The sequence below is a fragment of the uncultured Stenotrophomonas sp. genome, from assembly GCF_963519925.1.
GTDB lineage: Bacteria > Pseudomonadota > Gammaproteobacteria > Xanthomonadales > Xanthomonadaceae > Stenotrophomonas > Stenotrophomonas maltophilia_AE.
Genome location: NZ_CAUQPH010000023.1, coordinates 16,869 through 43,722 on the forward strand (window position 1 = coordinate 16,869; position 26,854 = coordinate 43,722).

17 protein-coding genes are annotated in these 26,854 nt (G+C 68.4%); 9 read left to right on the top strand and 8 right to left on the bottom strand.

Annotated elements, in window-relative coordinates:
* Positions 1 to 57: 57 nt before the first annotated feature.
* From RWO33_RS06670 to aspS, 3 genes are all read right to left on the bottom strand, one after another.
* Positions 58 to 579: a GNAT family N-acetyltransferase gene (locus RWO33_RS06670; protein ID WP_314103464.1), complete on the bottom strand. Its 522-nt coding sequence runs from the start codon at positions 577 to 579 to the stop codon at positions 58 to 60.
* Between the two features lie 20 nt (positions 580 to 599).
* Positions 600 to 929, bottom strand: a complete 330-nt coding sequence (locus RWO33_RS06675) for a DNA primase (RefSeq protein ID WP_145479417.1) — start codon at positions 927 to 929, stop codon at positions 600 to 602.
* A gap of 88 nt (positions 930 to 1,017) precedes the next feature.
* On the bottom strand, positions 1,018 to 2,784 hold the full coding sequence (gene aspS, locus RWO33_RS06680) for an aspartate--tRNA ligase (protein WP_314103466.1): 1,767 nt from the start codon (positions 2,782 to 2,784) through the stop codon (positions 1,018 to 1,020).
* Positions 2,785 to 2,942: 158 nt separating this feature from the next.
* On the opposite strand from aspS, the gene RWO33_RS06685 reads away from it, so the two are divergent.
* Positions 2,943 to 3,674, top strand: coding sequence for a DUF3011 domain-containing protein (locus RWO33_RS06685; protein WP_145479415.1), 732 nt, complete (start codon positions 2,943 to 2,945; stop codon positions 3,672 to 3,674).
* A gap of 70 nt (positions 3,675 to 3,744) precedes the next feature.
* On the opposite strand, the gene RWO33_RS06690 is transcribed toward RWO33_RS06685, so the two are convergent.
* On the bottom strand, positions 3,745 to 4,383 hold the full coding sequence (locus RWO33_RS06690; protein ID WP_314103470.1) for a hypothetical protein: 639 nt from the start codon (positions 4,381 to 4,383) through the stop codon (positions 3,745 to 3,747).
* Positions 4,384 to 4,511: 128 nt separating this feature from the next.
* On the opposite strand from RWO33_RS06690, the gene RWO33_RS06695 reads away from it, so the two are divergent.
* Both RWO33_RS06695 and ggpS read left to right on the top strand, forming a co-directional pair.
* Entirely contained in the window at positions 4,512 to 5,783 is a 1,272-nt protein-coding gene (locus RWO33_RS06695; protein WP_314103473.1) for an MFS transporter, read from the top strand.
* A gap of 62 nt (positions 5,784 to 5,845) precedes the next feature.
* Positions 5,846 to 8,092 carry a glucosylglycerol-phosphate synthase gene (ggpS, locus tag RWO33_RS06700; protein ID WP_314103502.1) on the top strand — a complete coding sequence of 749 codons (2,247 nt, stop codon included), beginning with the start codon at positions 5,846 to 5,848 and terminating at the stop codon, positions 8,090 to 8,092.
* A gap of 100 nt (positions 8,093 to 8,192) precedes the next feature.
* Here the strand turns inward: ggpS and blaL2 are convergent, their stop codons facing one another.
* Entirely contained in the window at positions 8,193 to 9,092 is a 900-nt protein-coding gene (blaL2, locus tag RWO33_RS06705) for a L2 family extended-spectrum class A beta-lactamase (RefSeq protein WP_314103475.1), read from the bottom strand.
* Between the two features lie 349 nt (positions 9,093 to 9,441).
* Between blaL2 and RWO33_RS06710 the strand changes: the two genes are divergently transcribed.
* The gene (locus RWO33_RS06710) at positions 9,442 to 10,311 is read left to right on the top strand and encodes a LysR family transcriptional regulator (protein ID WP_314103477.1); all 870 of its coding nucleotides are present in this window, start codon (positions 9,442 to 9,444) and stop codon (positions 10,309 to 10,311) included.
* Between the two features lie 90 nt (positions 10,312 to 10,401).
* On the opposite strand, the gene RWO33_RS06715 is transcribed toward RWO33_RS06710, so the two are convergent.
* Positions 10,402 to 12,255, bottom strand: coding sequence for an ABC-F family ATP-binding cassette domain-containing protein (locus RWO33_RS06715; protein ID WP_314103480.1), 1,854 nt, complete (start codon positions 12,253 to 12,255; stop codon positions 10,402 to 10,404).
* 342 nt (positions 12,256 to 12,597) lie between these two features.
* Between RWO33_RS06715 and RWO33_RS06720 the strand changes: the two genes are divergently transcribed.
* The 4 genes from RWO33_RS06720 (at position 12,598) to RWO33_RS06735 (ending at position 21,464) form a co-directional block, all read left to right on the top strand.
* On the top strand, positions 12,598 to 14,991 hold the full coding sequence (locus RWO33_RS06720) for a TonB-dependent receptor (protein WP_314103482.1): 2,394 nt from the start codon (positions 12,598 to 12,600) through the stop codon (positions 14,989 to 14,991).
* A 109-nt stretch (positions 14,992 to 15,100) separates the two neighbouring features.
* Entirely contained in the window at positions 15,101 to 16,801 is a 1,701-nt protein-coding gene (ybaL, locus tag RWO33_RS06725; protein ID WP_314103484.1) for a YbaL family putative K(+) efflux transporter, read from the top strand.
* A 241-nt stretch (positions 16,802 to 17,042) separates the two neighbouring features.
* Positions 17,043 to 18,866, top strand: coding sequence for a M28 family peptidase (locus RWO33_RS06730; protein ID WP_314103486.1), 1,824 nt, complete (start codon positions 17,043 to 17,045; stop codon positions 18,864 to 18,866).
* A gap of 114 nt (positions 18,867 to 18,980) precedes the next feature.
* Positions 18,981 to 21,464 carry a M13 family metallopeptidase gene (locus RWO33_RS06735; RefSeq protein WP_314103488.1) on the top strand — a complete coding sequence of 828 codons (2,484 nt, stop codon included), beginning with the start codon at positions 18,981 to 18,983 and terminating at the stop codon, positions 21,462 to 21,464.
* Between the two features lie 67 nt (positions 21,465 to 21,531).
* Here the strand turns inward: RWO33_RS06735 and clpB are convergent, their stop codons facing one another.
* Positions 21,532 to 24,117 (bottom strand): ATP-dependent chaperone ClpB, encoded by a 2,586-nt coding sequence (gene clpB / locus RWO33_RS06740; RefSeq protein WP_314103489.1) that lies wholly within the window; start codon positions 24,115 to 24,117, stop codon positions 21,532 to 21,534.
* Between the two features lie 187 nt (positions 24,118 to 24,304).
* Between clpB and RWO33_RS06745 the strand changes: the two genes are divergently transcribed.
* Positions 24,305 to 25,015, top strand: coding sequence for a glutathione S-transferase (locus RWO33_RS06745; RefSeq protein WP_314103492.1), 711 nt, complete (start codon positions 24,305 to 24,307; stop codon positions 25,013 to 25,015).
* A gap of 95 nt (positions 25,016 to 25,110) precedes the next feature.
* On the opposite strand, the gene RWO33_RS06750 is transcribed toward RWO33_RS06745, so the two are convergent.
* Positions 25,111 to 26,715, bottom strand: a complete 1,605-nt coding sequence (locus RWO33_RS06750; protein WP_314103495.1) for a hypothetical protein — start codon at positions 26,713 to 26,715, stop codon at positions 25,111 to 25,113.
* Positions 26,716 to 26,854: the final 139 nt, after the last annotated feature.

Consider the following 26,854-nt stretch of genomic DNA (forward strand, 5'->3'; position numbering starts at 1 on the left):
GACCGGGGAACGGCGGGTGAAGCCGGGCCCGGCCCGATAACCGACCGCGCAGGCCGTTCAGCTTGCCTGCGGCAGACGCCGCAGGATGTATTCCAGGTCGCGCACCTGCCCCACCGGAAATTCGTAGGTACCGACCTTTTCGAATCCGTAGCGGGCATAGAAGCGCTGGGCGCCGAAGTTTTCCGACCACACCCCGAGCCACAGGGTGCGCGGGCCGTCGCGCTCCAGCCAGGCCAGCGCGGTTTCCAGCAGCCGGCTGCCCCAGCCGCTGCTCTGCTCGTCCCGGATCAGGTACAGGCGCTTGAGCTCGCCATCGCCGGGCTGCACCTGCTCATGCGGCAGGCCGCAGGGCCCGGCCGCGGCATGGCCGACGGCCACGCCGTCGCGCTCCAGCAGCCAGACCGCATAGTCCGGGTGGGACAGGATCACCTTCTGGCGCTCGACCGCGTAGGCCTCGTCGAGGAAGTCCTGCAGATCCTGCGGCGGGTAGAGATGGCCGAAGGTTTCCACGAAGGTACGGGTGGCCAGCACCGACAGGGTCGGTGCGTCTTCGGGGCCGGCGCGGCGGATGGTGTACATGGACGGGTCCGGGGCAGGCGTCAGGCCTGCGGTCCCTTGGCGGCGTCTTCCTCTTCGCCGTCTTCCTCGTCCTCTTCCTCGTACTCCTCGTCTTCCTCGTCTTCCTCGCCTTCTTCGTACTCTTCTTCTTCCTCGTCTTCTTCGTCGTCCTCGTAATCCTCGACGCCGAAGTCCTCACCGTCCCAGCGGCCTTCGCCATCGGCGACGAAGGTCAGCGCCATCGCAGCGGGGCTGGTGCCCACGCGCACCAGCCAGCCGCCGAACACGCGCGCGCGTTCGGTCACCAGGTTGGCATCGGTGCCTTCATTGCCCAGCTTTTCCCATTCCAATACGAACGCGAACTCGGTCATTACCTGGATCTCCTGAGCGATGTGACGGTGAGGGGGGCCGGCCAACGGCCGGCGCTACCGGGAGGGTGCGATCGAATCGATCATAGGATCAATTCTTGCGCGGGCGGACCTGGATGTGCACTTCGGCCAGCTGCTCGTCCGGGATCGGCGACGGGGCGCCGGTCATCAGGCACTGCGCGCCGGTGGTCTTCGGGAACGGAATCACGTCGCGGATCGATTCGGTGCCCGCCATCAGCGCGGCGATGCGGTCGATGCCGAACGCGATGCCACCGTGCGGCGGCGCGCCGAAACGCAGCGCGTCAAGCAGGAAGCCGAACTTGGCTTCGGCCTCTTCGGCGCCGATGCCCAGCAGCTCGAACACCGTGCTCTGCATGTCCGAACGATGGATACGGATCGAACCGCCACCGATCTCGTTGCCGTTGAGCACCATGTCGTAGCCGCGCGAGACGGCGGTCTTCGCATTGGCGCGCAGGTCGGCGATGTCGTCCACCGCCGGGGCGGTGAAGGGGTGATGCAGGGCGACGTAGCGCTGGGCTTCGTCGTCGTACTCGAACATCGGGAAGTCGGTGACCCACAGCGGGGCCCAGCCATCGGCGACCAGATTGAAGTCCTTGCCGGCCTTCAGGCGCAGCGCGCCCATGAAGTCGGACACCTTGTTGTAGCCGCCGGCACCGAAGAACACGATGTCGCCGTTGCCGGCGCCCACGTGCGCCACCAGCGCGGCAAAGGCTTCTTCGCTGAAGAACTTGGCGATCGGCGAGCTGACTTCGCCGTTGTCACCGATCTTGATGTACGCCAGGCCCTTGGCGCCGTACTTGGCGGCATGCGCGGCATATTCGTCGATCTGCTTGCGCGACAGGCTGGCGCCACCCGGAATGCGCAGCGCGGCGACGCGGCCGTCGGCATCGTTGGCGGCGGCGGTGAACACCGGGAACTCGCTGGCCTTGACCAGTTCGGCCACGTCCACCAGCTCCAGCGCGATGCGCAGGTCCGGCTTGTCCGAGCCGTAACGGCGCATGGCTTCGGCCCAGGTCATGCGCGGGAAGCTGGCGGCCAGCTCCACGTCGACCACTTCCTTGAAGATGGCGCGGATCATGCCTTCCACGTAATCCTGCACGTCGCGCTCGCGCACGAAGGCGAACTCCATGTCCAGCTGGGTGAATTCCAGCTGGCGGTCGGCGCGCAGGGCCTCGTCGCGGAAGCAGCGCGCGATCTGGTAGTAGCGGTCGAAGCCGGCCACCATCAGGATCTGCTTGAACAGCTGCGGCGACTGCGGCAGCGCGTAGAACTCACCCGGGTGCATGCGCGCCGGCACCAGGAAGTCGCGTGCGCCTTCCGGGGTGGCCTTGGTCAGGATCGGGGTTTCGATGTCCTGGAAGCCGTCCGCATCGAGGTGGCGGCGCAGTGCCTGCACCAGCTTGATGCGGGTGCGCTGCATGCGCTGCATGTCCGGCCGGCGCAGGTCCAGGTAGCGATACTTCAGGCGGGTTTCCTCGCCCGGGTTCTCGTGGGCGTGGAACGGCAGCGGCTCGGCCTTGTTGAGCACGGTGATGCGGGTGGCGACGATCTCGACCTGGCCGGTGCGGATCTTGTCGTTCACCGCATGGCGCCGACGCACCACGCCTTCCACCTGCAGCACGTCCTCGTAGCCCAGGCTGGCGGCGACCTTGAACACTTCCGCGGAATTCTCGTCGCCTGCGGTCGGCTCCACCGTCACCTGCACGATGCCTTCATGATCGCGAAGATCGATGAAGCACACGCCGCCCAGGTTGCGGGCAACGTCGGTCCAGCCGGCGAGGGTGACAGTCTGGCCAATCAGGGTCTCGTCGACCAGGCCGCAGAAGTGGGTACGCATGGGGGTAAAGCTCCGCAGGAGATTGCCGGCGCCAGGCGGCACCGGTCAGCCCGTTATTCTGCGGCCGGCGACCCGTTGGGGCAAATCCCGGATGGTCACATGGGCTTGATCCGGCCGGGCAGATAGTGCCCGGACCACCATGCGCAAGGGGATTTGCCATGAACCGCCTCGCTGTTGCCTGCCTCACGGCCGTCCTGGCCTGCAGTGCTCCGACCCTGCACGCCCAGATCAGTGCCCGCGCCTACGCCCCCGAGAACCTCCGCACGCTGTCCATTTCCGACCAGCAGCGGGTGATTTCCCAGGAATATGCTGAACAGTCCGGGGGACGCCGCATCCCCGACGACCAGATGCGCTTCTATTTGGACCAAGTGAACCGGTCGTCCTGGGGCTTTTCCCGGATCAAGCAGGACATCGCCACTTCGCTCAGCGGTTCCGGTGGGGGCTGGAATCCCGGCGGTGGCGGCGGCTGGAACCCTGGCAGTGGCAACGGGGTGGTCCGCTGCGAAAGTCGCGACAGCCGTCAACGAGTCTGCGACACCGGCTGGCGCAGCGCGCGCCTGTCCCGGCAGCTCTCCGATACCCGCTGCGAGGAGGGCCGCAACTGGGGCTCGCGCAACCGGCAGGTCTGGGTCAGCGGCGGCTGCCGCGCCGAGTTCGTCGAAGGCCGTGGGGGCGGCTGGAATCCGGGCGGCCCGGGCAACAATTACACCGTGACCTGCAGCAGCAACGACAACCGCCAGCAGAGCTGCGCCTGGGACTCCCGCCAAGGGCGGCCGGCGCTGGTCCAGCAGCTGTCAGGCAGTGCCTGTGTGGAAGGCCGTACCTGGGGTTACCGCGGCAACGCGCTGTGGGTCAGCAACGGCTGCCGGGCGCGGTTCGGTACGCGCTGAAGGCCCGTAGAGCCACGCCCTGCGTGGCTTCGCGGTGTCGGAACGCAGACCAGCCACGCAGGGCGTGGCTCTACGGCGCCGGGGGTGCCTCGGCGCCCCACGGTGCGGGCGGCAATGGCACCGGGTGGGCCAGGTCGAATACCACCCGGAACGCGCGCCCCCCCGGGCGGGTGAGTTCGTAGACGAACTGCTCGTCCGGCTCCACCTCCATCGCCCAGGTGTTGGTGACCGATGCCGCCATGCCCGCCTTGCGGAACATCGCCACCGACTCGGCGTCGACCGGGAACGCCTGGCGCTGGGCGGTGCCCGGCGGCGCGCTGTCGCCGCCGTACATCGTGACCGCGTCGGGGCTGCCGTCGGCATGGCGGTGGTCGTGCTTCAGGCGCAGGCCGGTGTCGGTGCGGCTCAGCACCCAGGTCCGCGAATGATCGTCGCCGACATGGAACGGAATGCGCAGCTCGTGCGCGGCGTCGTCGCACCCGCGCACATGCATCACCAGGCGCTTGCCGTCGAACGGATCGGGCGTGGTGCTGCGCGGCTGGTTGACCACCACGCGGCCCTCGTAGGCCTTGCCGCAATGTGCGGCCACTGCGGCCAGGAACGCGTCGGCCGGGGCCATCGCAACGTCGTGGGCGGCCTGGTCGCGCTGGCCACTGCAGGCGGCAAGCAGCACGGCGGCCGCCAGCGGAAGATATCGGTGCAGACTCATGCAGCCACCCTAGCCCGCATGCGCGCACAGCGCAAATTCACCGACGATTTCCGGCAACAAAGGGTTTATTGCGACTGTGTTAGGGTAACAAGCGTGACCGGTTCGCCTTCCCCACGAAGGTCGCACGCGTGTTGCGGCTGACCGCCCTGCTCACAGGCGTAGCGCTGCTGTTGACCGGCAGCGGGCTTCTGGGCACCTTGCTGGCGGTGAGTGGTGGTGAGGCCGGCTTCGGTGCCGGTACGTTGGGCCTGGTGATGTCCGGTTATTTCGCCGGCTTCTTCATGGGCACCTTCTTCGCACCGTCGCTGATCCGCCGCATCGGGCATATCCGTGCGTTCGCCTTCTTTTCCGCCCTCGCCGCCATCGCGGTGCTGCTGCATCCGCTGTGGCTCAACGCGTGGTTGTGGGGCGCGCTGCGCATCGTCACCGGCATCGCGCTGGTGGGGCTGTACACGGTGATCGAAAGCTGGCTCAACGCCGAGCCGGACCCGCGCCAGCGCAGCCGCGCGTTCTCGCTCTACATGGTGGTGAACCTGTCCGCGCTGGCCCTGGGCCAGATCCTGTTGATGGTGAGCAATGCACCGGTCATGTCGATGTTCATGCTGATCGCGATGCTGGTGTGCGCGGCCGTGCTGCCGATCACCGCGACCCGGCTGACTCCGCCGGAAGTGCCTTCGGTTCCTCGCCTGAAACTGAGCCGGCTATATGCCATGGCCCCGGTTGCGACGGTGGCCGCTGGCCTGTCGGGACTTGCGATGGGCGCGTTCTGGGGCCTGCTGCCGGTGTACGCCGGCGAGATCGGCCTGGACAGCGACGGCGTGGCCCGCTTCATGCTGACCGCCATCGCCGGTGGCGCCCTGCTGCAGTGGCCGCTGGGGCATATCAGCGACGGCCACGATCGCCGCGTCGGACTGGTCGCGCTGTGCCTGGCTGCCGGCGGCATCGCAGTGATCGCCGCCATGCCGATGGTGCAGGTGCAGACCTGGCTGCTGTTCGGCCTGTTCTTCGTGTACGGCGGCCTGGCCTTTTCGCTGTATCCGTTCGCGGTCGCGCACATGCTCGATTACCTGCCGCGCGAACACCTGCTCTCCGGTTGCTCCAGCCTGCTGCTGGTGCATGGGGTGGGCGCGGCGATCGGTCCGGCCTTGGCCGGCGCCGCCATGCAGCAGTTCGGCGCACCTGCACTGCCGCTGTACTTCGCCGCCGTGCTCGGCATGCTGGCGCTGTTCACCACCGCACGCCTGCTGAGCTTCTCGCGGCTGCGCACCCACCCGGTGCTGTTCCGGCTGATGCTGCGCACAACGCCGGCAGCGCTGGAGTTGATGCCGGAAACCGACGCCGTGCCGCCACCCGACACCCCCCATCCCCCACCCATCGACTCCGATAAGGAAGTGCATTGACTGTTTCGACACCCACCCCGTCCACCTCATCCCGCACGCCGGCGGCTTCTCCGGCCCAGCAACTGATTCTCGCCACCGATCTGGATGGCACCTTCCTCGCCGGCGATGCCGCCGCGCGCCACCGCCTGTACCGGCTGGTCGACCAGCACCCCGGTATCCGCCTGATCTTCATCACCGGCCGTGGACTCGAAGCAGTGATGCCACTGCTGTCCGATCCGGCCATTCCGCGCCCGGATTACGTGGTCTGCGACGTCGGCGCCACCGTGGTCGATGGCCACACGCTGCAGCCGCTGCAACCCCTGCAATCAATGATCGACGCGCACTGGCCCGGCGAACACGTCGTGGCCGCTGCGATGCGCCCGTTCACTGCGCTGCAGCGCCAGGACGTGCCGCAGGAGCGCCGCTGCTCCTATTTCTGCGATCCGGAAACGCTGGCGCCGTTGCGCGGCGAGATCCAGGCCGCCGCACAGGCGCTGGGCTGCGACGTGCTGTATTCGGCCGACCGCTACCTGGACATCCTGCCGCCGGATACCGACAAGGGCCGCACCCTGGCGGCGCTGGCCCGCCTGCTGGCGCTGCCGCGAGACCGCATCCTGGTCGCCGGCGACACGCTCAACGACCTGTCGATGTATACCTCCGGCTTCCGCGGCGTGTGCGTGGGCGACTCCGAACCGGCGTTGACCGAGGCCACCGCCGGCCTGGAGCGCACCTTCCATGCGCAGGCGCCGGGCTGCGGAGGCATCCTCGAAGCGATCGAACATTTCGGCCTGCTCGCCGCCGATGACGCCTGGCTGCAGCCGCCGGCCCAGGCGCGCGCGGACGGCGCCGAGCTGGTCATGGTCTACCACCGCCTGCCCTTCGACGAAGTAATGGAAGACGGCGTACTGGTGCAGCGCCCGCCCCGCTCGCCGAATGGCATCATTCCCTCGCTGCTGAGTTTCTTCGAAGGCGGCCAGAAGGGCTCGTGGGTGGCGTGGGGGATCGATGAGCCCAAGCGCGGCCCGTTCCAGACCCACCTGCCGGTGGACGCCGGGCGCTATCCCACCCTGACCGCCGCGCGGGTGCCGTTGAGCCGGCAGGAAGTGGACATCTTCTACAAGCGGTTCTCCAAGGAAGCGTTCTGGCCGATGCTGCACGTGTTCTGGGAACGCGCGCGGTTCCGCGAAGATGACTGGCAGGTGTTCCTGAAGGTCAACCGCAAGTTCGCCGAAGCCACCGCCGCCGAGGCCGCGCACGGCGCCACGGTATGGATCCACGACTACAACCTGTGGATGGTGCCGGGCACGCTGCGCGAACTGCGCCCGGACCTGAAGATCGCCTTCTTCCACCACACCTATTTCCCGTCGGCCGATGTGTTCAACGTGGTGCCGTGGCGCCGCGAGATCATCGGCAGCCTGCTCAGCTGCGATTACATCGGCTTCCACATCCCGCGCCAGGTGGAGAATTTCGTCGACGTGGTCCGCGGCGCGATGCCTGCCGAACGCCTGGCCTGGGAAAGCTGCGCGCCGCGCTTCCTCACCTACGGCTGCGCGGTGGGGCTGGACACCATGACCACCCGCTTGCGCGTGGGCGACCGCGACGTGGCCCTGGGCGCGCATCCGGTCGGCACCGACCTGCGCCGCATCCACGCGGTGCTCGCGCGCGCGGATGTGCGCAATGACATCTTCAAGCTGCGCCGCGAAATCGGGGCGCGCAAGCTGGTGCTGTCGGTGGAGCGGCTGGACTACACCAAGGGCACGCTGGCCAAGCTGGAGGCCTTCGAGCGCCTGCTCGAGCAGCACCCGGACCGCCAGGGCAAGGTCACGCTGCTGATGGTGTGCGTGCCGGCGGCGCGCGAGATGACCGTGTACCGCACGCTGCAGAACCAGATCGAACAGGCGGTGGGTCGCATCAACGGTCGCTTCTCGCGGCTGGACTGGACCCCGGTGCGCTTCTTCGCGCAGGCATTGCCGTTCGAGGAAGTGGTGGCGCATTACGCGGCGGCGCAGGTGATGTGGATCACCCCGCTGCGCGATGGGCTGAACCTGGTGGCCAAGGAGTTCGTGGCCACGCATGGCATCGAAGGCAGCAATGGCGTGCTGGTGCTGAGCGAGTTCGCCGGTGCGGCGGCCGAGCTGAAGGGCGCGGTGCTGACCAACCCGCACGACCCTGCCGACCTGACCGCCGGACTGCTGCAGGCGCTGTCGATGCCCGAGGAAGAAGCGGGCGGGCGCATGCGCCAGTTGTTCGGCAGCGTGGAGTATTACGACGTGGACCGCTGGGGGCGCGAGTTCCTGGAGGCGGTGCGGGAAAGCGGCAACCCCGCGTAAACCCGATGTTCGGCAGGGGTACCGGCCCCGCCCGTAGAGCCACGCCCTGCGTGGCTTCGCGGTCCCGACGAAGAGCAGCCACGCAGGGCGTGGCTCTACGTCATGCCTTCGTCAACTTCTCCGCGATCACCGCCACCTGCCGCAGCACGTCGTTGCGACCGGCGTCGTCCACCGTGGCGCCCTGCAGGTAGCTGGTCAGCACCCAGGGCGCGCCGCCGGCCAGCGGCCACAGGATGGCGATGTCGTTGGTGGTGTCTTCGCCATTGCTGCCGGTCTTGTCGCCTACCCGCCACGCCGGCGACAGCCCCGCACGCAGCCGCGTGTCTCCGGTTTCGTTGTCGATCAGCCAGTCGGCCAGCTGCAGCCGCGAGGCCGGCTTCAACACCTCGCCCAGCACCAGCCGCTGCAGGCTGGCCGCCATCGCCGCCGGGCTGGTGGTGTCGCGCGGATCGCCGGGCGCGAACCGGTTCATGTCCGGCTCCAGCCGGTCGTTGCGGGTCACCGCATCGCCGCGCGCGCGCAGGAAGGCGGTCACCCCGGCCGGGCCGCCGACCACGCCGAGCAGCAGGTTCGCGGCCGGGTTATCGCTGGTCACCATGGTGGCGCGGCACAGGTCGCGCACGGTCAGGTCCTTGCCGACGTGGCGCCGGGTGACCGGCGCGTGCGACAGCATGTCCTGCTGCCGCACCGGCAGGCGCCGGTCGAGCGCGAGCGTGCCCTGGTCGGCCAGGTGCAGCACGGTCGCCGCCAGCACGAACTTGAAGGTGCTGCACATCGGGAAGCGTTCGTCCTGGCGATGGCCGACGCGGACACCGGTGGCGGTGTTGAGCAGGGTCACCCCGAGTCGCCCGCCACTGGCCTTTTCCAGTGCCGCGAAGTCATCGGCCTGGGCCTTTGCGCCGGCCAGCGTGGTCGGGGGCGCCTTGGCCAGGACCGACGCGGCCAGGGCGGACACGGCGGCGGCACCGGTCATCTGCAGGAAGTGGCGACGGGCAAGCATGGGCATCTCCGGAGTGGGAAGGGGCCATGAAAGCATCCCGGGCCAAGTGCCACCAGCGAGCATTCTCAACAGGAGGCATGAGAACAATTAATGGCATCCCCCCCCATGGCGGGCCCGCCTTGGTAGCGCCGACCGTTGGTCGGCCCAAGCGGTGCTGCATCGACTACGGAAGGTCACACGCCGCGATGCTTCCAGTACCGCCTGGGTCGACCAACGGTCGACGCTACCCTCGCACGGCGGGCGCCCGTGACGGCGGCCGCCCGTGACGGCGGCCGCCCTTGGTCGCGCCGACGGTGGGTCGGCCCGGCCGGCGTTACCATTACCCATCAGGATTCCTCACGGCTCGCCCATGCTTCGGCCCCAGCTTCCCCTCAATGCGTTGCGCGCCTTCGAGGCGGCGGCCCGCCACCAGAACTTCACCCGGGCGGCGCTGGAGCTGTGCGTGAGCCAGGCCGCGCTGAGCCACCAGATCCGCGGGCTGGAAGAGCGGCTGGGCGCGGTGCTGTTCCATCGGCTGCCGCGCGGGGTGGCGCTCACCGACGAAGGCGCGCGGCTGTACCCGGTACTCAACGACGCCTTCGACCGCATCGCGGTCAGCCTGGACCGGTTCGTCGGCGGGCATTTCCGCGAAGTGCTGGGGCTCGGCGTGGTCGGCACCTTCGCCACCGGCTGGCTGCTGCCGCGGCTGGCCGACTTCAATGCGCGCCATCCGGACATCGAACTGCGTGTGCAGACCCACAACAACCGCATCGACCTGGCCGGCGAAGGCCTGGACCTGGCCATCCGCTTCGGCGACGGTGACTGGCAGGGCCAGGTGAGCACGCCGGTGCTGGCGGCCCCGTTCGCGCCGGTGTGCGCACCGGCACTGGCCCGGGCCCTGCGTCATCCGCGCGACCTGGCCAACGTGGCGCTGCTGCGCTCGTATCGCAGCGATGAGTGGCCGCGGTGGCTGCAGGCCGCCGGCGCGGCGGAGCTGGAAGCGCGCGGACCGGTGTTCGATTCCTCGCTGACCCTGGCCAGCGCGGCGGCGGCCGGTGCCGGCGTGGCGCTGCTGCCGCTGCGGATGTTCGAGCAGGACCTGGCACAGGGCCGACTGGTGCAGCCGTTCGCGCAGACGCTGGAGCTGGGAAGCTATTGGCTGACGCGGTTGCGCTCGCGGGCGGAGAGCGAGGCGGGGAAGCGTTTCAGGGTTTGGCTGGAGACGCAGGGCGCGACATGACGCCCGGTGCAGGAGACGCACCGGCGTGCTCCGTCACATGAGGTGCCGCGCGGCGCACCGGCACCACGGCAGTGCCGTGGTGCCTACGCATCAGGCCATCAATTCCATCCACGCGGCTTCGGCTTTTTCCAGCTGCTGCGCGGTGGTGTCGCGGTCGCGGCCAAGCACGGCCATGCGGGTGGCGTCGGCATAGTTGACCGGGTCCGCCAGCTGGCGGTCCAGCTCGGCCAGGCGGGCTTCCAGCTCGTTGACCTTGGCTTCGGCGCTGGCCAGCTTCACCGGGTTGACCACTTTCTTCGCCGGCATCGGCGGGGTCGGCGGCGGCGGTTCCGGTGCGGCGGCCGCCATCTTCTGCTTGGTGCCCTGCGCGGCGGGGCGCGAACGCAGCCACGCTGCGTACTCGTCCAGGTCGCCGTCGAACGGCTCGACCACACCGTCCGCCACGCGCCAGAAGGTGTCGCAGACCAGGCCGATCAGATGGCGGTCATGCGAGACCATCACGATCGCGCCTTCAAAGGTGGCCAGCGCTTCGGCCAGCGCTTCGCGCATTTCCAGGTCGAGGTGGTTGGTGGGTTCGTCGAGCAGCAGCACGTTGGGCTGCTGCCAGGCGATCATCGCCAGCGCCAGGCGCGCACGCTCGCCGCCGGAGAACCCGTCCACCGGCTCGAACGCACGGTCGCCGGCGAAATTCCACTTGCCGAGGAAATCGCGGAACGCCTGGTTGCTGCCATCCGGCGAGATGTCGCGGAAGTGGTCCATCGGCGACTGGCCTTCGTGCAGCGACTCCACCGTGTGCTGGGCGAAGTAGCCGATGCGCAGGTCCGGGTGCGCGGAACGCTCGCCGGCCACCGGGTCCAGCTCGCCCACCAGCGTACGCACCAGCGTGGTCTTGCCCGCGCCGTTCGGACCCAGCAGGCCGATGCGCTGGCCCGCCTCCAGGCCGAAGCCGACGTTGTGCAGGATCACCGCGTCCGGGCTGTAGCCGGCTTCGACGTCGTTGAGCCGGATCAGCGAGAACGGCAGCTTGCTCGGCGGCGCGAACTCGATGCGGAACTCGCGCTCGGCGCGCACCGCTTCGGTGCCGGTCAGCTTGGCCAGGCGCTTCATGCGGCTCTGCGCCTGGGTGGCCTTGCTGGCCAGCGCCTTGAAGCGGTCGATGAAGCTCTGCAGGTGGGCGCGCTCGGCCTGTTCCTTCTCGTGCGCGATCTGCTGCTGGCGCAGCTGCTCGGCGCGCTGGCGTTCGAAGTCGGTGTAGCCACCGGGGTAGAGCTTGGCGCCGCCGCCGTGCAGGTGCAGCGTGTGGGTGGCGACGTTGTCCAGGAACTCGCGATCGTGCGAGATCAGCAGCAGGGTGCCGGGATACTTCAGCAGCCACTGTTCCAGCCAGAACACCGCGTCCAGGTCGAGGTGGTTGGTCGGTTCGTCGAGCAGCAGCAGGTCGCTGGGCATCATCAGCGCGCGCGCCAGGTTCAGGCGTGCACGCCAGCCGCCGGAGAAGGTCGACACCGGACGCGCATGGGTGTCGGACGGGAAGCCCAGGCCATGCAGCAGCTTGCCGGCGCGGCTTTCGGCGTCGTAGGCGCCCATCTCGGCCATCTTCTGGTGGGCATTGGCCACCGCTTCCCAGTCCTCGCGCGCGGTCGCCTCGGCTTCCTCGCGCAGCACCGCGGCGACCTCGGTGTCGCCTTCCAGCACGAACTGCAGCGCCGGGTCGGGCAGCGCCGGGGTTTCCTGGGCCACGCTGGCGATGCGGATCTTGCCGGGCAGGTCGACGTCGCCCTTGTCCGCCTCCAGCTCGCCCTGCACGGCCGCGAACAGGCTGGACTTGCCGGCCCCGTTGCGGCCCACGACGCCCACGCGGTAACCCGCGTGCAGGGTCAGGTCGACATTGGACAACAGCAGCCGCTCGCCGCGGCGCAAGGCGAAGTTACGAAGGGAGATCATCTGGGGGGTCCATATAACGGAATGGAATGTGCTGGTAAGCACCTTTCCTGCGACGTAATTCTAGCGTTAACGAATACTTGACGCGCCCCGGGATGCGCGGCGGGCCTCGTCTCTCTCCCACGATCCCTGCCCGCGCCCTCCCGGGATCCTGTCCGCCGGAACCGCCAGATCGACGTAAGTTGTTGCTTCTGCAACAGTTTCATCGGATTCGTTGATTTGACACCCGGTAAAATTACCGTTAATCCGTTCAGTGCGCACCGCAACAACCGCCCTCGCAGACCGGCCTTGCCAACGTCGTGATGTCGCCCGGTGCCGCCCCGTCCCCACCGGAGCTCCATCCTGATGAACCGCAAGACCCGCACGCTTGCCGCCGCCGTTGCCGTCGTCCTCGGTACCTCCGCCTTCACCGTCGCCGCGCAGGAACCGGTCGCGCGCAGCAGCGCCAACACCCTGGACACGGTGATCGTCACCGGCACCCGCGTCGCCGACCGCACCGTGGCCGAATCGCAGTCGCCGATCGACATCATCACCCCCGAAGCGCTGCAGTCCACCGGTACCACCGAGCTGGCCACCGCGCTGGCCCGCGCCCTGCCCTCGCTGAACTTCCCGCGCCCGGCGCTGACCGACGGCACCAGCGGCATCCGCCCGGCCCAGTTGCGCGGCCTGTCCCCGGACCAGGTGCTGGTGCTGGTCAACGGCAAGCGCCGCCACACCTCGGCGCAGATCAACGTCAACGGCAGCATCGGGCGCGGTTCCTCGGCGGTGGACATCAACGCCATTCCGATCGCCTCCATCGAGCGCGTGGAAGTGCTGCGCGACGGCGCCTCGGCCCAGTACGGCTCCGACGCCATCGCCGGGGTGATCAACATCGTGCTGAAGGGCTCGGCCTCCGGCGGCAGCCTGGCGCTGGACGCCGGCCAGTACTCGGCCGGCGACGGCAACAAGTACCAGCTCTCCGGCGACACCGGCATCGGCTTCGCCGACGGCCGCGGCAGCCTGCATGTGGCCGGCCAGATCACCCAGCAGGACGAAAGCAACCGCGCCGGCCCCTACCAGGGTACCGCGCCGAACACCGGCAACTTCCCCAACGTGGGCCAGACCACCTTCGTGGTCGGCGACCCGCAGGTGGACGCCAGCGCCGCCTCGGCCAACGCCAGCTTCCAGTTCAGCGACCACGTCTCGGCCTATGCCACCGCGCTGGCCAGCAACCGCGACATCACCTCGTTCGCGTTCTACCGCTCGCGCAACAACAGCAACCAGGGTGCGCTGCTGGCCCAGACCTACCCGGACGGCTTCGTGCCGGAAATCAACCAGTACTCCAAGGACCGCTCGCTGGTGGCCGGGGTGAAGGGCGATACCGAAAGCGGCTGGACCTGGGACGTGAGCTACAACCACGGCACCAACAAGATCGACTTCCACACCCGCAACTCGATCAACTACGCCCTTGGCGTGGGCAGCCCGCGCTCGTTCTACGCCGGCGCGCTGGAATACACCCAGGACATCGGCAACGTGGACATCACCAAGCAGCTGGACTGGGGCCTGGCCTACCCGGTCACGCTGTCGTTCGGTGGTGAATACCGCCGCGAGAAGTGGGAGCAGAGCGAAGGCGAGCCGAATTCCTACTTCGGCACCGGCGCGCAGGGCTTCGGCGGCTTCACCCCGCTCAACGCGGTCAATGCCGACCGCGACAACTACGCCGTGTATGCCGGCCTGGAAGCGGACCTGACCGACAAGTTCTCGGCCGGCGTGACCGGCCGTTACGAGGATTACTCGGACTTCGGCGACAAGTTCTCCGGCAAGCTGTCGGCACGCTACGCTTTCACTGACAAGGTCGCGCTGCGGGCCACCGCCTCCTCCGGTTTCCGTGCGCCGTCGCTGGCCCAGCAGAGCTACCAGGCCGTGACCAGCACCATCGTCAACGGCGTGTTCGTCGAACGCGGCACCTTCCCCACCACCAGCACCGCCGCGCAGGCGCTGGGGGCCAGCCCGCTGAAGGCCGAAAGCTCCACTTCCTACAGCGTGGGCCTGGTGGTGCAGCCGATCGACCGCCTGTACCTGACCGTGGACGCGTACCAGATCGACATCGACGACCGCATCATCCTGTCCACCAACATCACCACCAATGCCGCCACCAATGCGCTGCTGGCCGACCTCGGCCTGCCGCAGGTCACCGCGTTCTCCTACTTCACCAACGGCGTGGATACCCGCACCCGCGGCGTCGACGCGGTGTCCAGCTACACCCTCCCGTTCAGCGCCAGCTCGCTGGAACTGACCGCGGCGTACAGCTACAACGACACCGAGGTGAAGAAGTTCATCGCCTCGCCGGCCGTGTTCGGTTCGCTGGGCCTTACCCAGTCGCTGATCGGCCGCGATGAAGTGGGCCGCATCGAAGACAGCTACCCGCGCGACAAAACCATCCTCAGCGGCACCTGGCGCTCGGACCGCTGGGACCTGAGCCTGGCCGCGACCCGCTATGGCTCGTTCACGGTGCGCAATTCAGCTACCCCGACCCGCGACCAGACCTACGACGCCTCGTGGGTGCTGGATGCCTCGGTGGCCTACAAGCCGAGCGAGAACTGGACCCTCACCCTGGGCGCGGACAACCTGCTGGACGAGTACCCGGACCGCACCGTGGACCTGCAGAACTCCACCTGGGGCATGCTGCCGTACAGCAACTACTCGCCGTACGGCTTCAACGGCGCCTACGTGTACGGCCGCGTCACGTACAAGTGGTGATTGCCGGGGGCATCGATTCCCGCGCGTGAATCGATGCCCTGCAGTGTCGGTTTGCCGGATCTGGCCGCATCGGTGAAAATCGGGGCATCCCCCTGTTCTGCGAGCCCCGATGCACCATGACACCGACCTGATCAACATCGTGGCCGTTGGCCTTGGGCTCGCCTTCATCCTGGGAGCCCTGGCCAACAAGCTGCGTTTGTCTCCGCTGGTCGGCTATCTGGTTGCAGGCATCTGCGTAGGACCGTTCACGCCCGGCTTCGTCGCCGACCAGGCGCTGGCCAACCAGCTGGCCGAAATCGGCGTGATGCTGCTGATGTTCGGGGTGGGCCTGCACTTCTCGCTGAAGGACCTGATGGCGGTCAAGGCGATCGCCATTCCCGGCGCCATCGGGCAGATCCTGGTCGCCACCCTGCTCGGGTGGGGCCTGGCCTGGCTGATGGGCTGGCCGGTCATCCAGGGCGTGGTGTTCGGCTTTTCATTGGCCACCGCGAGTACCGTTGTGCTGCTGCGCGCGATGGAAGAACGCCGGTTGCTGGAGACCCAGCGCGGCAAGATCGCGGTCGGCTGGCTGATCGTCGAAGACCTGGCCTGCGTCCTGGCGCTGGTGATGATGCCGGTACTGGCCGGCGTGTTCGGCCCCGATGCCGCCAAGGAAACCCATACCGTGGGCAGCGTGCTGGCCAGCATCGGCTGGACCTTCGTGCAGCTGGGCCTGTTCGTGGCGGTGATGCTGGTGGTCGGGCGGCGGGTGATTCCCTGGATCCTCGAACGCATCGCGGCCACCGGTTCGCGCGAACTGTTCACGCTGTCGGTGCTGGCGATCGCGCTGGGCGTGGCCTTCGGTTCGGCCATGCTGTTCGGGGTGTCGTTCGCGCTGGGCGCGTTCTTCGCCGGCATGCTGCTCAACGAATCCGAGCTCAGCCACAAGGCCGCCAACGATTCGCTGCCGCTGCGCGACGCGTTCGCGGTGCTGTTCTTCGTTTCCGTGGGCATGCTGTTCAACCCGGCCATCCTGATCGAGCATCCCTGGCAGGTGCTGGCCACCGCGGCGATCATCATGTTCGGCAAGTCCGCGGCCGCCTTCTTCATCGTGCGCGCGTTCGGCCACCCCAACGGCACTGCGCTGACCATTTCGGCCAGCCTGGCGCAGATCGGCGAATTCGCCTTCATCATCGCCGGCCTCGGCGTCAGCCTGAAGATCCTGCCGCCGACCGGCCAGGCACTGGTGCTGGCCGGTGCGCTGATCTCGATCATGCTCAACCCGCTGGTGTTCGGCCTGCTCGACCGCTGGCTGCTGAAGCATCAGGAAACCCCCGCCGCCGCGGTGGAAACCGAATTGCCGCCCGGCCCCTCGCTTGACCTGCACGACCACGCCATCGTGATCGGGTATGGGCGCGTGGGCAGCGCACTGGCCCAGGTGCTGCGTGATCGCGGCGTGCCGGTGCTGGTCATCGACGACAACAAGGAACACGTGGCCGAAGCGCACGCCGCCGGGCTGCCTGCCATCCGCGGCAGTGCCGCCGCCGACCGCGTACTGGCCGAAGCGCATCCGGAACGCGCCAAGATCGCGGTGCTGGCGATTCCGCAGCCGCTGGAAGCGGGCGAAACGCTGGCCAAGCTGCGCGCGCTCAACCCGGGCCTGACCCTGCTGGCGCGCGCGCACAGCGATGCCGAGGTCAAGCACCTTCTGGAGCACGGCGCCGACGGCACGGTGATGGCCGAGCGCGAACTGGCCTACTCGCTGGCGGAGATGGTGATGGCCACGCCGCCGTACCGCACGCTGGGAAAGAACGCCATTCCCGTCGTGTAGGGATGTGACGGCGATCAGGTCTGCAGTGAGCAGCGCGTAGCGAAAGCAGACCTGGCTTCGATAAACGCAACTACTCCCATGGGCAACGCCCCTGCACCGGTGCACCGTGCCCTGCACCGGCGCCCGCACCGTGCAACTCGGTGGTCACGGCGCCTCCCGCACTGAGGAGGTTGTTATGCCGCTCGACATTCCGTCTGCCCGCCACATCCAAGGGGATTTCGACAGGAGGGTCGCAGATGCCGTGCGATCCCGTGGCGTGCAGCCGCGGCCTGGCGGGTCGGGACCGCTCACCGTACGCAACGGCCAGCAATGGCTGGTTGCCGCACTGGCGCTGTCGTCGGCGATGGCCATCGGTCGCATGCCTCCCCGCGGTGCGCGGGCGCCTGCGGTCAACCCGGCGCCATTGCCGGGCGCCGCCGCGCAGGGCAGCATCGACCACCAGTCCATCCCGATGCTTGGCGACACACCGACGGCGCCCGTCGTCGCACTCCAGCACATCGCCAATGCCGCAACACTCGGCTGCATCGCGTCCCCCCCGCACTGCCCGCAGACGCTGACCGCCAGCCTGCTGGCCGCCGGCGCGCTGGCAGCCAGCACGCTCGGAGGCGGCGCGATGGGTTACGCGTTTGGACGTTTCACTGCGCCGGCGTCCGATCCGGAAGCGTCACGCGGAGCATCCCTGCCGGAGTCGCTGTACGCGTTGCTGCCGGACGAGCAGCGCATGCAATTGCTGCAGATCGTGCGCGACTGCGGCAGTGACACCGCCGCCTGCACCGCGCCGGCCATCCACGACCTGCTGGAGACGCTGCCGGCCGATGTCCGCCACCGCATCATGACCACGCTGGGGGTCGCCCAGCACCGTGGCAGCCACACCCACGGCGGATGGCCCAGTGGCGCCGACGCCGCCGCTCTGGCGCCGGCCCTGGACTGGATGGACTGGGCCGCTGCCCTGCTGGGCAGCGTAGTGACGCCGGCGCAGGCCGCGTTCCAGCTGGACCTGGAACAGATCGCGCAGGCCACCCTGGAAGGCCAAGCCGGAGAGACCACCGCCGCCGGCCGCGAGGCGGCGGCCAATCGCGCCCGCTTCGCGACACTGCGCGAGCTGCTGCAGCGCGACGGCCACGCCCTGCAGCAACTGCCCTTCAACGGCACCACCCACGACAGCTTCGGCTTCGGAACCGACTATGCCGGCTGCAACCTGATGCTGGAGTTCAGCGGTGGCGGCGCACCGGCGCATACGCTGATGGTGCTGGCGCATGGCGACATGATCGGTGCACGCGAAGGCTCCAGCGGCGCCAGCGACAACGGCACCGGGCTGGCCGCGCTGCTGGCGCTGGCCCGCAGGCTGGGCGCGGTGACGCTGCCGCCGGGCGTACGGGTGCAGCTGCTGGTTACCGATCTGGAGGAACGCGGCATGCTGGGCGCCAAGTCGTACGCGGCGAACTGCGTGCAGCGCGCAGACTGCCCTGATGTGGCGCTCAACCTGGACATGATCGGCCGTGGCGATGGCATGACCTTGTCCGGAAGCGATCGCCATCACCTGTACATGGACGGCGATTCGCGCGCACTGCAACCGTCCGCCGCTACGGTTGCCCCTGCAGAAACCCACCTGCGCCAGCTGCTCGAACGTGCCGCCGCCGACGTCGGGCTGCGCGTGCATGCCAGTCCGGACTGGGTCATGCAATCAGACCACATCGCCTTCCAGCGCGAAGGCGTGCCGGCGCTCGGCATGAACCTGGCCGACGCCACCGACCTGCCGCTCGAGCGCGACATGCAGCAGGCCCGGGCGCAGCTGTGGATGGCCAGCGATGGTGTGGACTGGTCGCGCTTCGAGGACTACCTGGAGGGCACGCTGGAAGCTCAGCAGGCGCAGGAGATGGATAGCGCGCTCGACGAGGTCGAACAGGCCAGGCGCACGTATCTTGCACTTCCTGTATCACCCAGCATGACGCGCATCCACAACGGCCAGGACCAGCTGCATCAGGTCCAGCCGCAGCGCGCGATGGCCGCGCTCGCCGTGCTGGAGGCAGCGATCGACGGCTGGCTGCAACGGCCTGCTGCGTGACACCCCCACCCCGACCGGTACGCACCGGTCGGCTGGCTCTGCCTCCCCGCCTTGCCGAACCCCGGTTGTACGCACTGGGCGAGGTCCCGCCCCCCTGCCGATGGAAACCACCCCATGCCTGTCGATTCCGCCGCCGTCCAACATCGCCGCAGCCAGGGCGAATACGCGCGCAGGCTGGGTGGGCGCCAGCCGATGCAGGACCACCGTCGGCACGCGCGTTTCGGTGTTCCTCCACCGCCACTGCTGAACGTCCGCAACGGCGCTGGCCTGTTTACGATCGCGCTGCTGCTGGCCACGGTACCCGACGCGTCCGCCACCGGCCAGCGCGAAGCGCCCCCGCAGGCCTCGGGATGGCTGCCCGGCGCCGCCGCCGCTGCGCCAGACTCCAGCTATCTGGCCGTGCCGGTCAACGAACCGCTCGAGCACCTCGGCAATGCCGCCGCCGGCTGCCTGGTACTGCCGCGCCGATGCCCGCAGCTGTTTGCCGGCGCGGCGCTGACAGCGCTTGGAAGCGCTGCGGTGGGCGGCTGGCTGGGCTGGCGCGCCGGCCTGTCTGCGGGACGCGCCGCGTGCGAGAAGAACCGCGACGACGCCCCGGCTGCGGTCGCCTTGACCCAAGCCACCGACACCGCCGACGGTCTGCCCCAACCGATGCGGTTCACCCCCGCCGACCTCGATCCGGCCCACTTGCCGTGCGACTCCCTGTACGACCATGTAAACGCACGTTGGCACCGCACCGCGACACGGCCGCCGGACCAGTCGCGCTGGGACGTACCGGCCATGTTGCAGGACCGTTCCCTGGCCCTGCAGCGGCGGCTGGCCGAGCAGGCGGCACGGCTGGAGCTGCCGACGCCTGCCGAAAGAATCGTCGCCGATCTCTGGACAACCGGCATGAACCAGCACCGGATCAACGCCGAAGGCATCTCCCCGTTGCGCGATGAACTCGCTGCGATCGACGCGTTGCATACCCCTGCGCAGATCGAGGCCCATCTGCATGCACTTACCGCCGCCGGGATCAACCCGGTGTTCGGCTTTGGCGTGGACCGCGACATGGACGCGCGCGATACGCAGATCGCCTACGCCTTCCAGGGCGGCCTCGGGATGCCGGACCGCAGCTACTACCTCACCGACGACCACGTCGAAGCGGCGCTGGGCTACCGCGCGCATGTCGCCCACGTGTTGCGCCTCGCCGGCGACGCACCGGCCGACGCCGAACGCCAGGCCGATGCGGTACTCGCACTGGAACGCCGGTTCGCGAACGCGTCCACGCCGTGGGAGGAGTTGAATGCCAACCTCACCCATTACTACCACCCGGTCAGCCTGGCAGAGGCCGACGCGCTGACGCCAGGATTCCGCTGGAGCGCGTTGTTCCAGGCGCTGGGCGTGGCCCCTCCCGACCGGTTCTCGCTGCCCACCCCCGGATTCCACCAGGAGGTCGCTGCGGCGCTGACGACGGAGGATCCGGCCACCTGGCGCGCCTACCTGCGCTTCCATACGCTGGATTCGGCCAGCCCGTTCCTCGGCAACGACTTCGTGCGTGCCCACCACGCCTTCCACGCGCGCACGCTGCAGGGCCAGGATGCGATGCCCCCGCGCTGGAAGCAGGTGCTGGCCGCGATCGAGCGGGTGGCGGGCGAAGCGATCAGCGAGCTGTATGTGCCGGTGGCATTTCCCACTGAAACGCGCGAGGCCGTCAATGCGCTGGTCGAGCAGATCACCGCGGCGTTGAAACGCCGCCTGCAGGTCGTGCCGTGGATGGATCCCGATACCCGCGCAACGGCCCTGCGCAAGGCCGACCGGTTCCGTACCCGCATCGGCCACCCGGAGCGCTGGCCCGACTGGTCCGGGCTGCACACTGAATCCTGCGGCTACCTGCGCAACCTGCGCCGGGCAACCGCGTTCGTACAGCGCAGGGAACTGGCGCGACTGGGCGCGCCCGTGGACCCTTCGACCTGGCGGATGACCGCGCAGACCGTCGACGCGTACTACGACATGCTCGAGGACGAACCCTCCATCGCCTTCTCGGCGGCGCTGTTGCAGCCGCCCTACTTCGACATCGACGCCGGTCCCGGGCTCAACTACGGTGCGATCGGGGTGGTGATCGGGCATGAGCTGTCGCATGCGTTCTCCGCCGAATCCAGCCAGTTCGGCATCGACGGCGGCCTGCAGGGGTGGTGGAGCGACGCCGACCACCAGCGCTACGCCGCGCTGTCGGCGCGCCTGGCCGCGCAGTTCGACCAGCAGCAGGTCGACGGTGTGGCGCTCAACGGACAGCTGACGGCAAGTGAGAACATGGCCGATCTGGGCGGACTGTCCATTGCCCTGGACGCGCTGCTGCATGTCACGGACAACCAGACCGACCCGGTGCCCGACAGGCAGGGCATCGTGCGGGACTTCTTCTTCGGCGGGGCCGTTACCCACCGCCGCCTGCATACCGCGCAGCGGCTGCGGCAGGACGCGGAAACCGACGTCCACGCCTTCGGCGCGCCGCGCGCCACCGTGGGCCCGGCCAACCTGCAGGCCTATGCGGAGGCGTTCAACTGCACGCCGGGAAGCCCGATGACCCGCACCGATGCCGAACGGGTGGTCTACCTGTAGCAGCGTGCCGCAGACAGCAGAAAGCCCCGGCATTGCCGGGGCCTTCTTCAACCGCACGGGCGCTGGCTCAGCCCTTGGCGAAGACCAGCTTGCCGTCGGCCGCGTCCACCTGGATCACATCGCCGCCGACGAAGTCCCCCGACAGGATCTTCTGTGCCAGCGGGTTTTCCAGCTGTGCCTGGATCGCGCGCTTGAGCGGCCGGGCGCCGTAGATCGGATCGAAGCCCACGTTGCCCAGCAGCGCGAACGCCGCATCGCTGACCTCGATGCGCAGGCCGCGTTCGGCCAGGCGCTTTTCCAGTCCCTGCATCTGGATCCGCGCGATCTGCTTGATCTGCGCCTTGTCCAGCGGATGGAACACCACGATGTCGTCGAGCCGGTTGATGAACTCCGGCCGGAAGTGCGCCTGCACCACGCCCATCACCGCGGCCTTCATCTGCGTGTAAGCCTCCGGGCTGTCGTCGCTGGACATGTCCTGGATCTGGTGCGAGCCCAGGTTGGAGGTCATCACGATGACCGTGTTGCGGAAGTCCACCGTGCGGCCCTGGCCATCGGTCAGGCGGCCGTCGTCCAGCACCTGCAGCAGGATGTTGAACACATCGGTGTGCGCCTTTTCGACTTCATCGAGCAGGATCAGCGAATACGGACGGCGGCGGACCGCCTCGGTCAGGTAGCCGCCCTCTTCGTAGCCCACGTAACCCGGAGGCGCACCGATCAAGCGCGCCACGCTGTGCTTCTCCATGAATTCACTCATGTCGATGCGGATCATCGCGTCGCTGCTGTCGAACAGGAACTCGGCCAGCGACTTGCACAGCTCGGTCTTGCCCACGCCGGTCGGTCCCAGGAACAGGAACGAGCCGCTGGGACGGTTCGGGTCGGACAGGCCCGCGCGCGAGCGGCGCACTGCGTCGGAGACGACCTTGATCGCTTCTTCCTGGCCCACCACGCGTTCGTGCAGCACGTCTTCCATGCGCAGCAGCTTGTCGCGCTCACCTTCCAGCATGCGGTTGACCGGAATCCCGGTCCAGCGCGACACGACCTCGGCGATTTCTTCGGCGGTGACCCGGTCCTGGACCAGCTTGAACTCGGTGTTCTCCGCTTCCTGCGCGGCGTGCAGCTGCTTCTCCAGCTGCGGCAGCTGGCCGTACTGCAGTTCGCTCATGCGGCCGAAATCCTGGCGTCGCTGCGCCGCTTCCAGTTCCAGCTTGACCTGCTCGATCTGCTCCTTGATCTTGGTCGTGCCCTGCAGCGCGGCCTTTTCCGACTTCCAGATCTCGTCCAGGTCGGAAAACTCGCGCTCCAGCGCATCGATGTCGGTTTCCAGGTCGGCCAGGCGCTGCCGCGAGGCATCGTCCTTTTCTTTCTTGAGCATCTCGCGCTGGATTTTCAGCTGGATCAGGCGCCGTTCCAGGCGGTCCAGTTCCTCCGGCTTGGAGTCGATCTCCATGCGGATGCGCGAGGCCGCTTCGTCCATCAGGTCGATGGCCTTGTCCGGCAGCTGGCGATCGGCAATGTAGCGGTGCGACAGCGTGGCCGCGGCCACGATCGCCGGGTCGGTGATCTCCACGCCGTGGTGCACCGCGTACTTTTCCTTCAGCCCGCGCAGGATGGCGATGGTGTCTTCCACGCTGGGCTCGCCCACGAACACCTTCTGGAAGCGGCGCTCCAGCGCGGCGTCCTTCTCGATGTACTTGCGGTACTCGTCCAGGGTGGTGGCGCCTACGCAGTGCAGCTCGCCACGTGCGAGCGCCGGCTTGAGCATGTTGCCCGCATCCATCGCACCGTCGGCCTTGCCCGCGCCGACCATGGTGTGCAGCTCGTCGATGAACAGGATGATCTGGCCTTCGCTCTTGGCCAGGTCGTTGAGCACGGCCTTCAGGCGTTCTTCGAATTCGCCGCGGAACTTGGCACCGGCGATCAGCGCGCCCATGTCCAGCGACAGCACGCGCTTGCCGCGCAGCCCTTCGGGCACTTCGTCATTGATGATGCGCTGGGCCAGCCCTTCCACGATCGCGGTCTTGCCGACGCCGGGTTCGCCGATCAGCACCGGGTTGTTCTTGGTGCGACGCTGCAGGACCTGGATGGTGCGACGGATTTCCTCGTCGCGTCCGATCACCGGGTCCAGCTTGCCGCTCTCGGCGCGCGCGGTCAGGTCGATGGTGTACTTCTCCAGCGCCTGGCGCTGTTCCTCGGCATTTTCCGACTGCACGCTTTCGCCGCCACGAATCTTGTCGATGGCCGCGTCGATACGGGTCTTGTCGGCACCCGCGGCACGTAGCGCCATGCCCAGCGTACCGCCATCATCGAGCGCGGCCAGCACGAACCACTCACTGGCGATGAACGCATCGCCGTGCTCCTGGGCGAGTTTGTCGGTCTTGTTGAGCAGCCGGTTCAGGTCATTGCCGATCGACAGGTTGCCTTCCTGCCCGGAGACTTTCGGCAGCGCGTCCAGCGCCTCGGTCAGGCGCTCGCGCAGCACCGGCACGTTGACCCCGGCTTGGGCCAGCAGCGGGCGCGTGCTGCCGCTCTGCTGTTCCAGCAGCGCCGTGAGCACGTGCACTGGTTCGATGATGTTGTGGTCGCGGCCCACGGCCAACGACTGTGCGTCGGCCAGCGCCTGCTGGAAACGCGAGGTGAGCTTGTCCATTCGCATGAAGGTGTCCTCGATCAGATATCCGCTGGCCCGGCCAGCACTATCAGACAGATGCGGTTAGGCAGGTGTGTTTCAAGGGGCGCCGGGAACCTATTCAGGCGGCGGACGACGCCATGGCCACGCCGCCGTCACGCCTGCTTGGCACCGCGCCGGGGAGGCTGGGGGACCCTTCCGATGGAGCCAGCGCATGCATTACGAGTTGTATTACTGGACCGGCATCCAGGGCCGTGGCGAGTTCGTCCGGCTGGCACTGGAAGACGCCGGCGCGGCCTACACCGACATGGCGCGCGTGCACGGCGACGCGGTGATGCAGCCGTTCCTGGACGGCAAGGCCGACGGGCTGCAGCCGTTCGCCCCGCCGTTCCTGGTCAGCGGCCGGCAGGTGATCGCGCAGGTCGGCGCGATCCTGGACCACCTGGGGCCGGAGCTGGGACTGGTGCCCGAGGCCGCGTCGCGGCGCGCGCAGGCGCTGCAGTTGCAGCTGACCATCGCCGACCTGGTGGCGGAGGTCCACGACACCCATCACCCGATTGCGGCCTCGCAGTATTACGAGGACCAGAAGCGGGAAGCGAAGGCGCGGGCGGCGTCGATGCGGGGCGAGCGGTTGCCGAAGTTCCTGGGCTGGTTTGAAAACGTGCTGGAGGCCAACGGTGGCCTGCATCCGCTGCGCGAACACTCGTACGTGGACCTGTCGCTGTTCCAGCTGCTGAGCGGGCTGGATTACATGTTCCCGCAGCGGATGCAGGCATTGCGGCCGTCGCTGCCGCTGCTGCATGCACTGAAGGACCGGGTGGAGCGGCGACCGAACATCGCCGCGTACCTGGCGTCGGAGCGCCGGTTGGCGTTCAACACCAACGGGATCTTTCGCCACTACCCGGAATTGGACGCGGACGCGTGACGCATCCCTTGGGCCGACCAACGGTCGGCGCTACCGAGGGCGCCTCGGACGGTAGCCTGTCCCGGTAGCGCCGACCGTTGGTCGGCCCAGGCGGTCTACGCCGCGTCCTTTTCCCCTGCGGGCACCGGAACAACCGACAGCACGGCGAGCAGCACCGCCAACGCGACATACGCGCCCGCGAACTGCCACATGATCTGCTGCGGCAGGCCTTCCAGCGTCCACGGCAGGTAGATCCCACCGCGCGGATCGACCGAGTGGATCAGCCCGAACAGGGTCAGCGCCGCGGCCACCAGCAGGATCCCGCTGGAACGCAGCAGCCTGCCGTCGATCATCGCCACCACCGCCGCGATCCACAGCATCGAGGTGATGATGAAACCGTTGCCGAGGGTGAAGATCACCGCCAGCTCCGGCAGCCCGTGTCCATCCAGCGTGGTGGTCATCGCCACCAGCTGCTCCGGCGCGATCCAGCCCGGTGCTTTGATCGCCAGCAGGTAGGCCACCGAGGGCAGGAAGCCCAGCACCATCGCCCCGGCATGTTCGCGCGGCGTGGCCTGGAACGCCTGGGTGGTGATGTCGATCGCCACGTACACGATGATCGGCGCCAGCACCGCCAAGGGCAGCCACTGCACCAGCCCGGAGATCACCCCCAGCATGCCGCCGATGCCGACGAACAGGCCGGTCAGCAGCGTGTAGCCGCTGCGCGCACCCATGTGCTTGTACGCGGGCTGGCCGATGTAGGGCGTGGTCTGGGCCACGCCGCCGCACAGCCCGGCCACCAGCGTGGCCACCGCTTCCACCAGCAGGATGTCGCGGGTGCGGTAGTCGTCGCCGGCCGCGCGCGCGCTTTCGGACACGTTGATGCCGCCCACCACCATCAGCAGGCCGAACGGCAGCAACAGCGGCAGGTAGGTCATCGCGGTGGGCAGGCCGTCGATGAAGCCCAGCGTCGGCCACGGCAGCACCACCTGCAGGGGGGTCCACTCGGGCACCTTGAACCCGGGTGCGCCCAGCCCGGCCAGGCCCAGCCCGTAGTAGAGGACCGTGCCGAACACGAAGGCCACCAGCACGCCCGGCGCGCGGATCGGCAGCTTGCGCTTGGCCACCAGTACGTACAGCAGCAGCCCCAGGGTGACCAGGCCGACCACCGGTGAGCGCAGCGTTTCCAGCAGCGGCAGGAAGCCCATCAGCACGATCGCGATGCCTGCGATGGAACCCAGCAGCGAGGCGCGTGGCAGCGCGCGGGTCACCGCCTCGCCGAAGAAGGACAGCAGGGTCTTGAGCAGCCCCATGATCACCAGCGAGGCCATGCCCAGCTGCCAGGTGGCGACCGCCGCATCGTGCGGCGCCAGTCCCTGCGCCTTGAAGGCGACGAACGCCGGGCCCAGCACAAGCAGCGCCATGCCGATGCTGGTCGGTGCATCCAGGCCGAGCGGCATCGCGGTCACGTCGTCGCGGCCGGTGCGCGCGGCCAGCCGCCGTGCCATCCAGGTGTAGAGCACATTGCCCACCAGCACGCCGAAGGCGGTGCCAGGGAACATGCGCCCGAACACCACATCCGCCGGGAACTGGAAGATGCCGACCAGCGCCATGGCGATGAAGCCGAGGATCGACAGGTTGTCGACCACCAGGCCGAAGAAGCCGTTGAGATCGCCAGCGACGAACCAGCGGGGGCGTGCGGAAGCGGGAGGGGAGGCAGGCATGCGAGGGGGCACGGGGGTGGGGGGTACCCGATGGTAGGCGTTCATTGGCCCGGGCAACAGACACACGGGTAGAACGACGGACCCCACCGGTAGCGCCGGCCGTTGGCCGGCCCAGGCGGTCCGTGGGCCGGCCAACGGC

Bases quoted from the DNA above. Each gene is read 5' to 3' on its own strand.
- ybaL (WP_314103484.1), top strand. From the start codon at position 15,101: ATGCACCATGACACCGACCTGATCAACATCGTGGCCGTTGGCCTTGGG.
- clpB (WP_314103489.1), bottom strand. From the start codon at position 24,117: ATGCGAATGGACAAGCTCACCTCGCGTTTCCAGCAGGCGCTGGCCGAC.
- RWO33_RS06690 (WP_314103470.1), bottom strand. From the start codon at position 4,383: ATGAGTCTGCACCGATATCTTCCGCTGGCGGCCGCCGTGCTGCTTGCC.
- blaL2 (WP_314103475.1), bottom strand. From the start codon at position 9,092: ATGCTTGCCCGTCGCCACTTCCTGCAGATGACCGGTGCCGCCGCCGTG.
- RWO33_RS06710 (WP_314103477.1), top strand. From the start codon at position 9,442: ATGCTTCGGCCCCAGCTTCCCCTCAATGCGTTGCGCGCCTTCGAGGCG.
- RWO33_RS06735 (WP_314103488.1), top strand. From the start codon at position 18,981: ATGCCTGTCGATTCCGCCGCCGTCCAACATCGCCGCAGCCAGGGCGAA.
- aspS (WP_314103466.1), bottom strand. From the start codon at position 2,784: ATGCGTACCCACTTCTGCGGCCTGGTCGACGAGACCCTGATTGGCCAG.
- RWO33_RS06675 (WP_145479417.1), bottom strand. From the start codon at position 929: ATGACCGAGTTCGCGTTCGTATTGGAATGGGAAAAGCTGGGCAATGAA.
- RWO33_RS06685 (WP_145479415.1), top strand. From the start codon at position 2,943: ATGAACCGCCTCGCTGTTGCCTGCCTCACGGCCGTCCTGGCCTGCAGT.
- RWO33_RS06745 (WP_314103492.1), top strand. From the start codon at position 24,305: ATGCATTACGAGTTGTATTACTGGACCGGCATCCAGGGCCGTGGCGAG.
- RWO33_RS06715 (WP_314103480.1), bottom strand. From the start codon at position 12,255: ATGATCTCCCTTCGTAACTTCGCCTTGCGCCGCGGCGAGCGGCTGCTG.
- RWO33_RS06670 (WP_314103464.1), bottom strand. From the start codon at position 579: ATGTACACCATCCGCCGCGCCGGCCCCGAAGACGCACCGACCCTGTCG.
- RWO33_RS06750 (WP_314103495.1), bottom strand. From the start codon at position 26,715: ATGCCTGCCTCCCCTCCCGCTTCCGCACGCCCCCGCTGGTTCGTCGCT.
- RWO33_RS06720 (WP_314103482.1), top strand. From the start codon at position 12,598: ATGAACCGCAAGACCCGCACGCTTGCCGCCGCCGTTGCCGTCGTCCTC.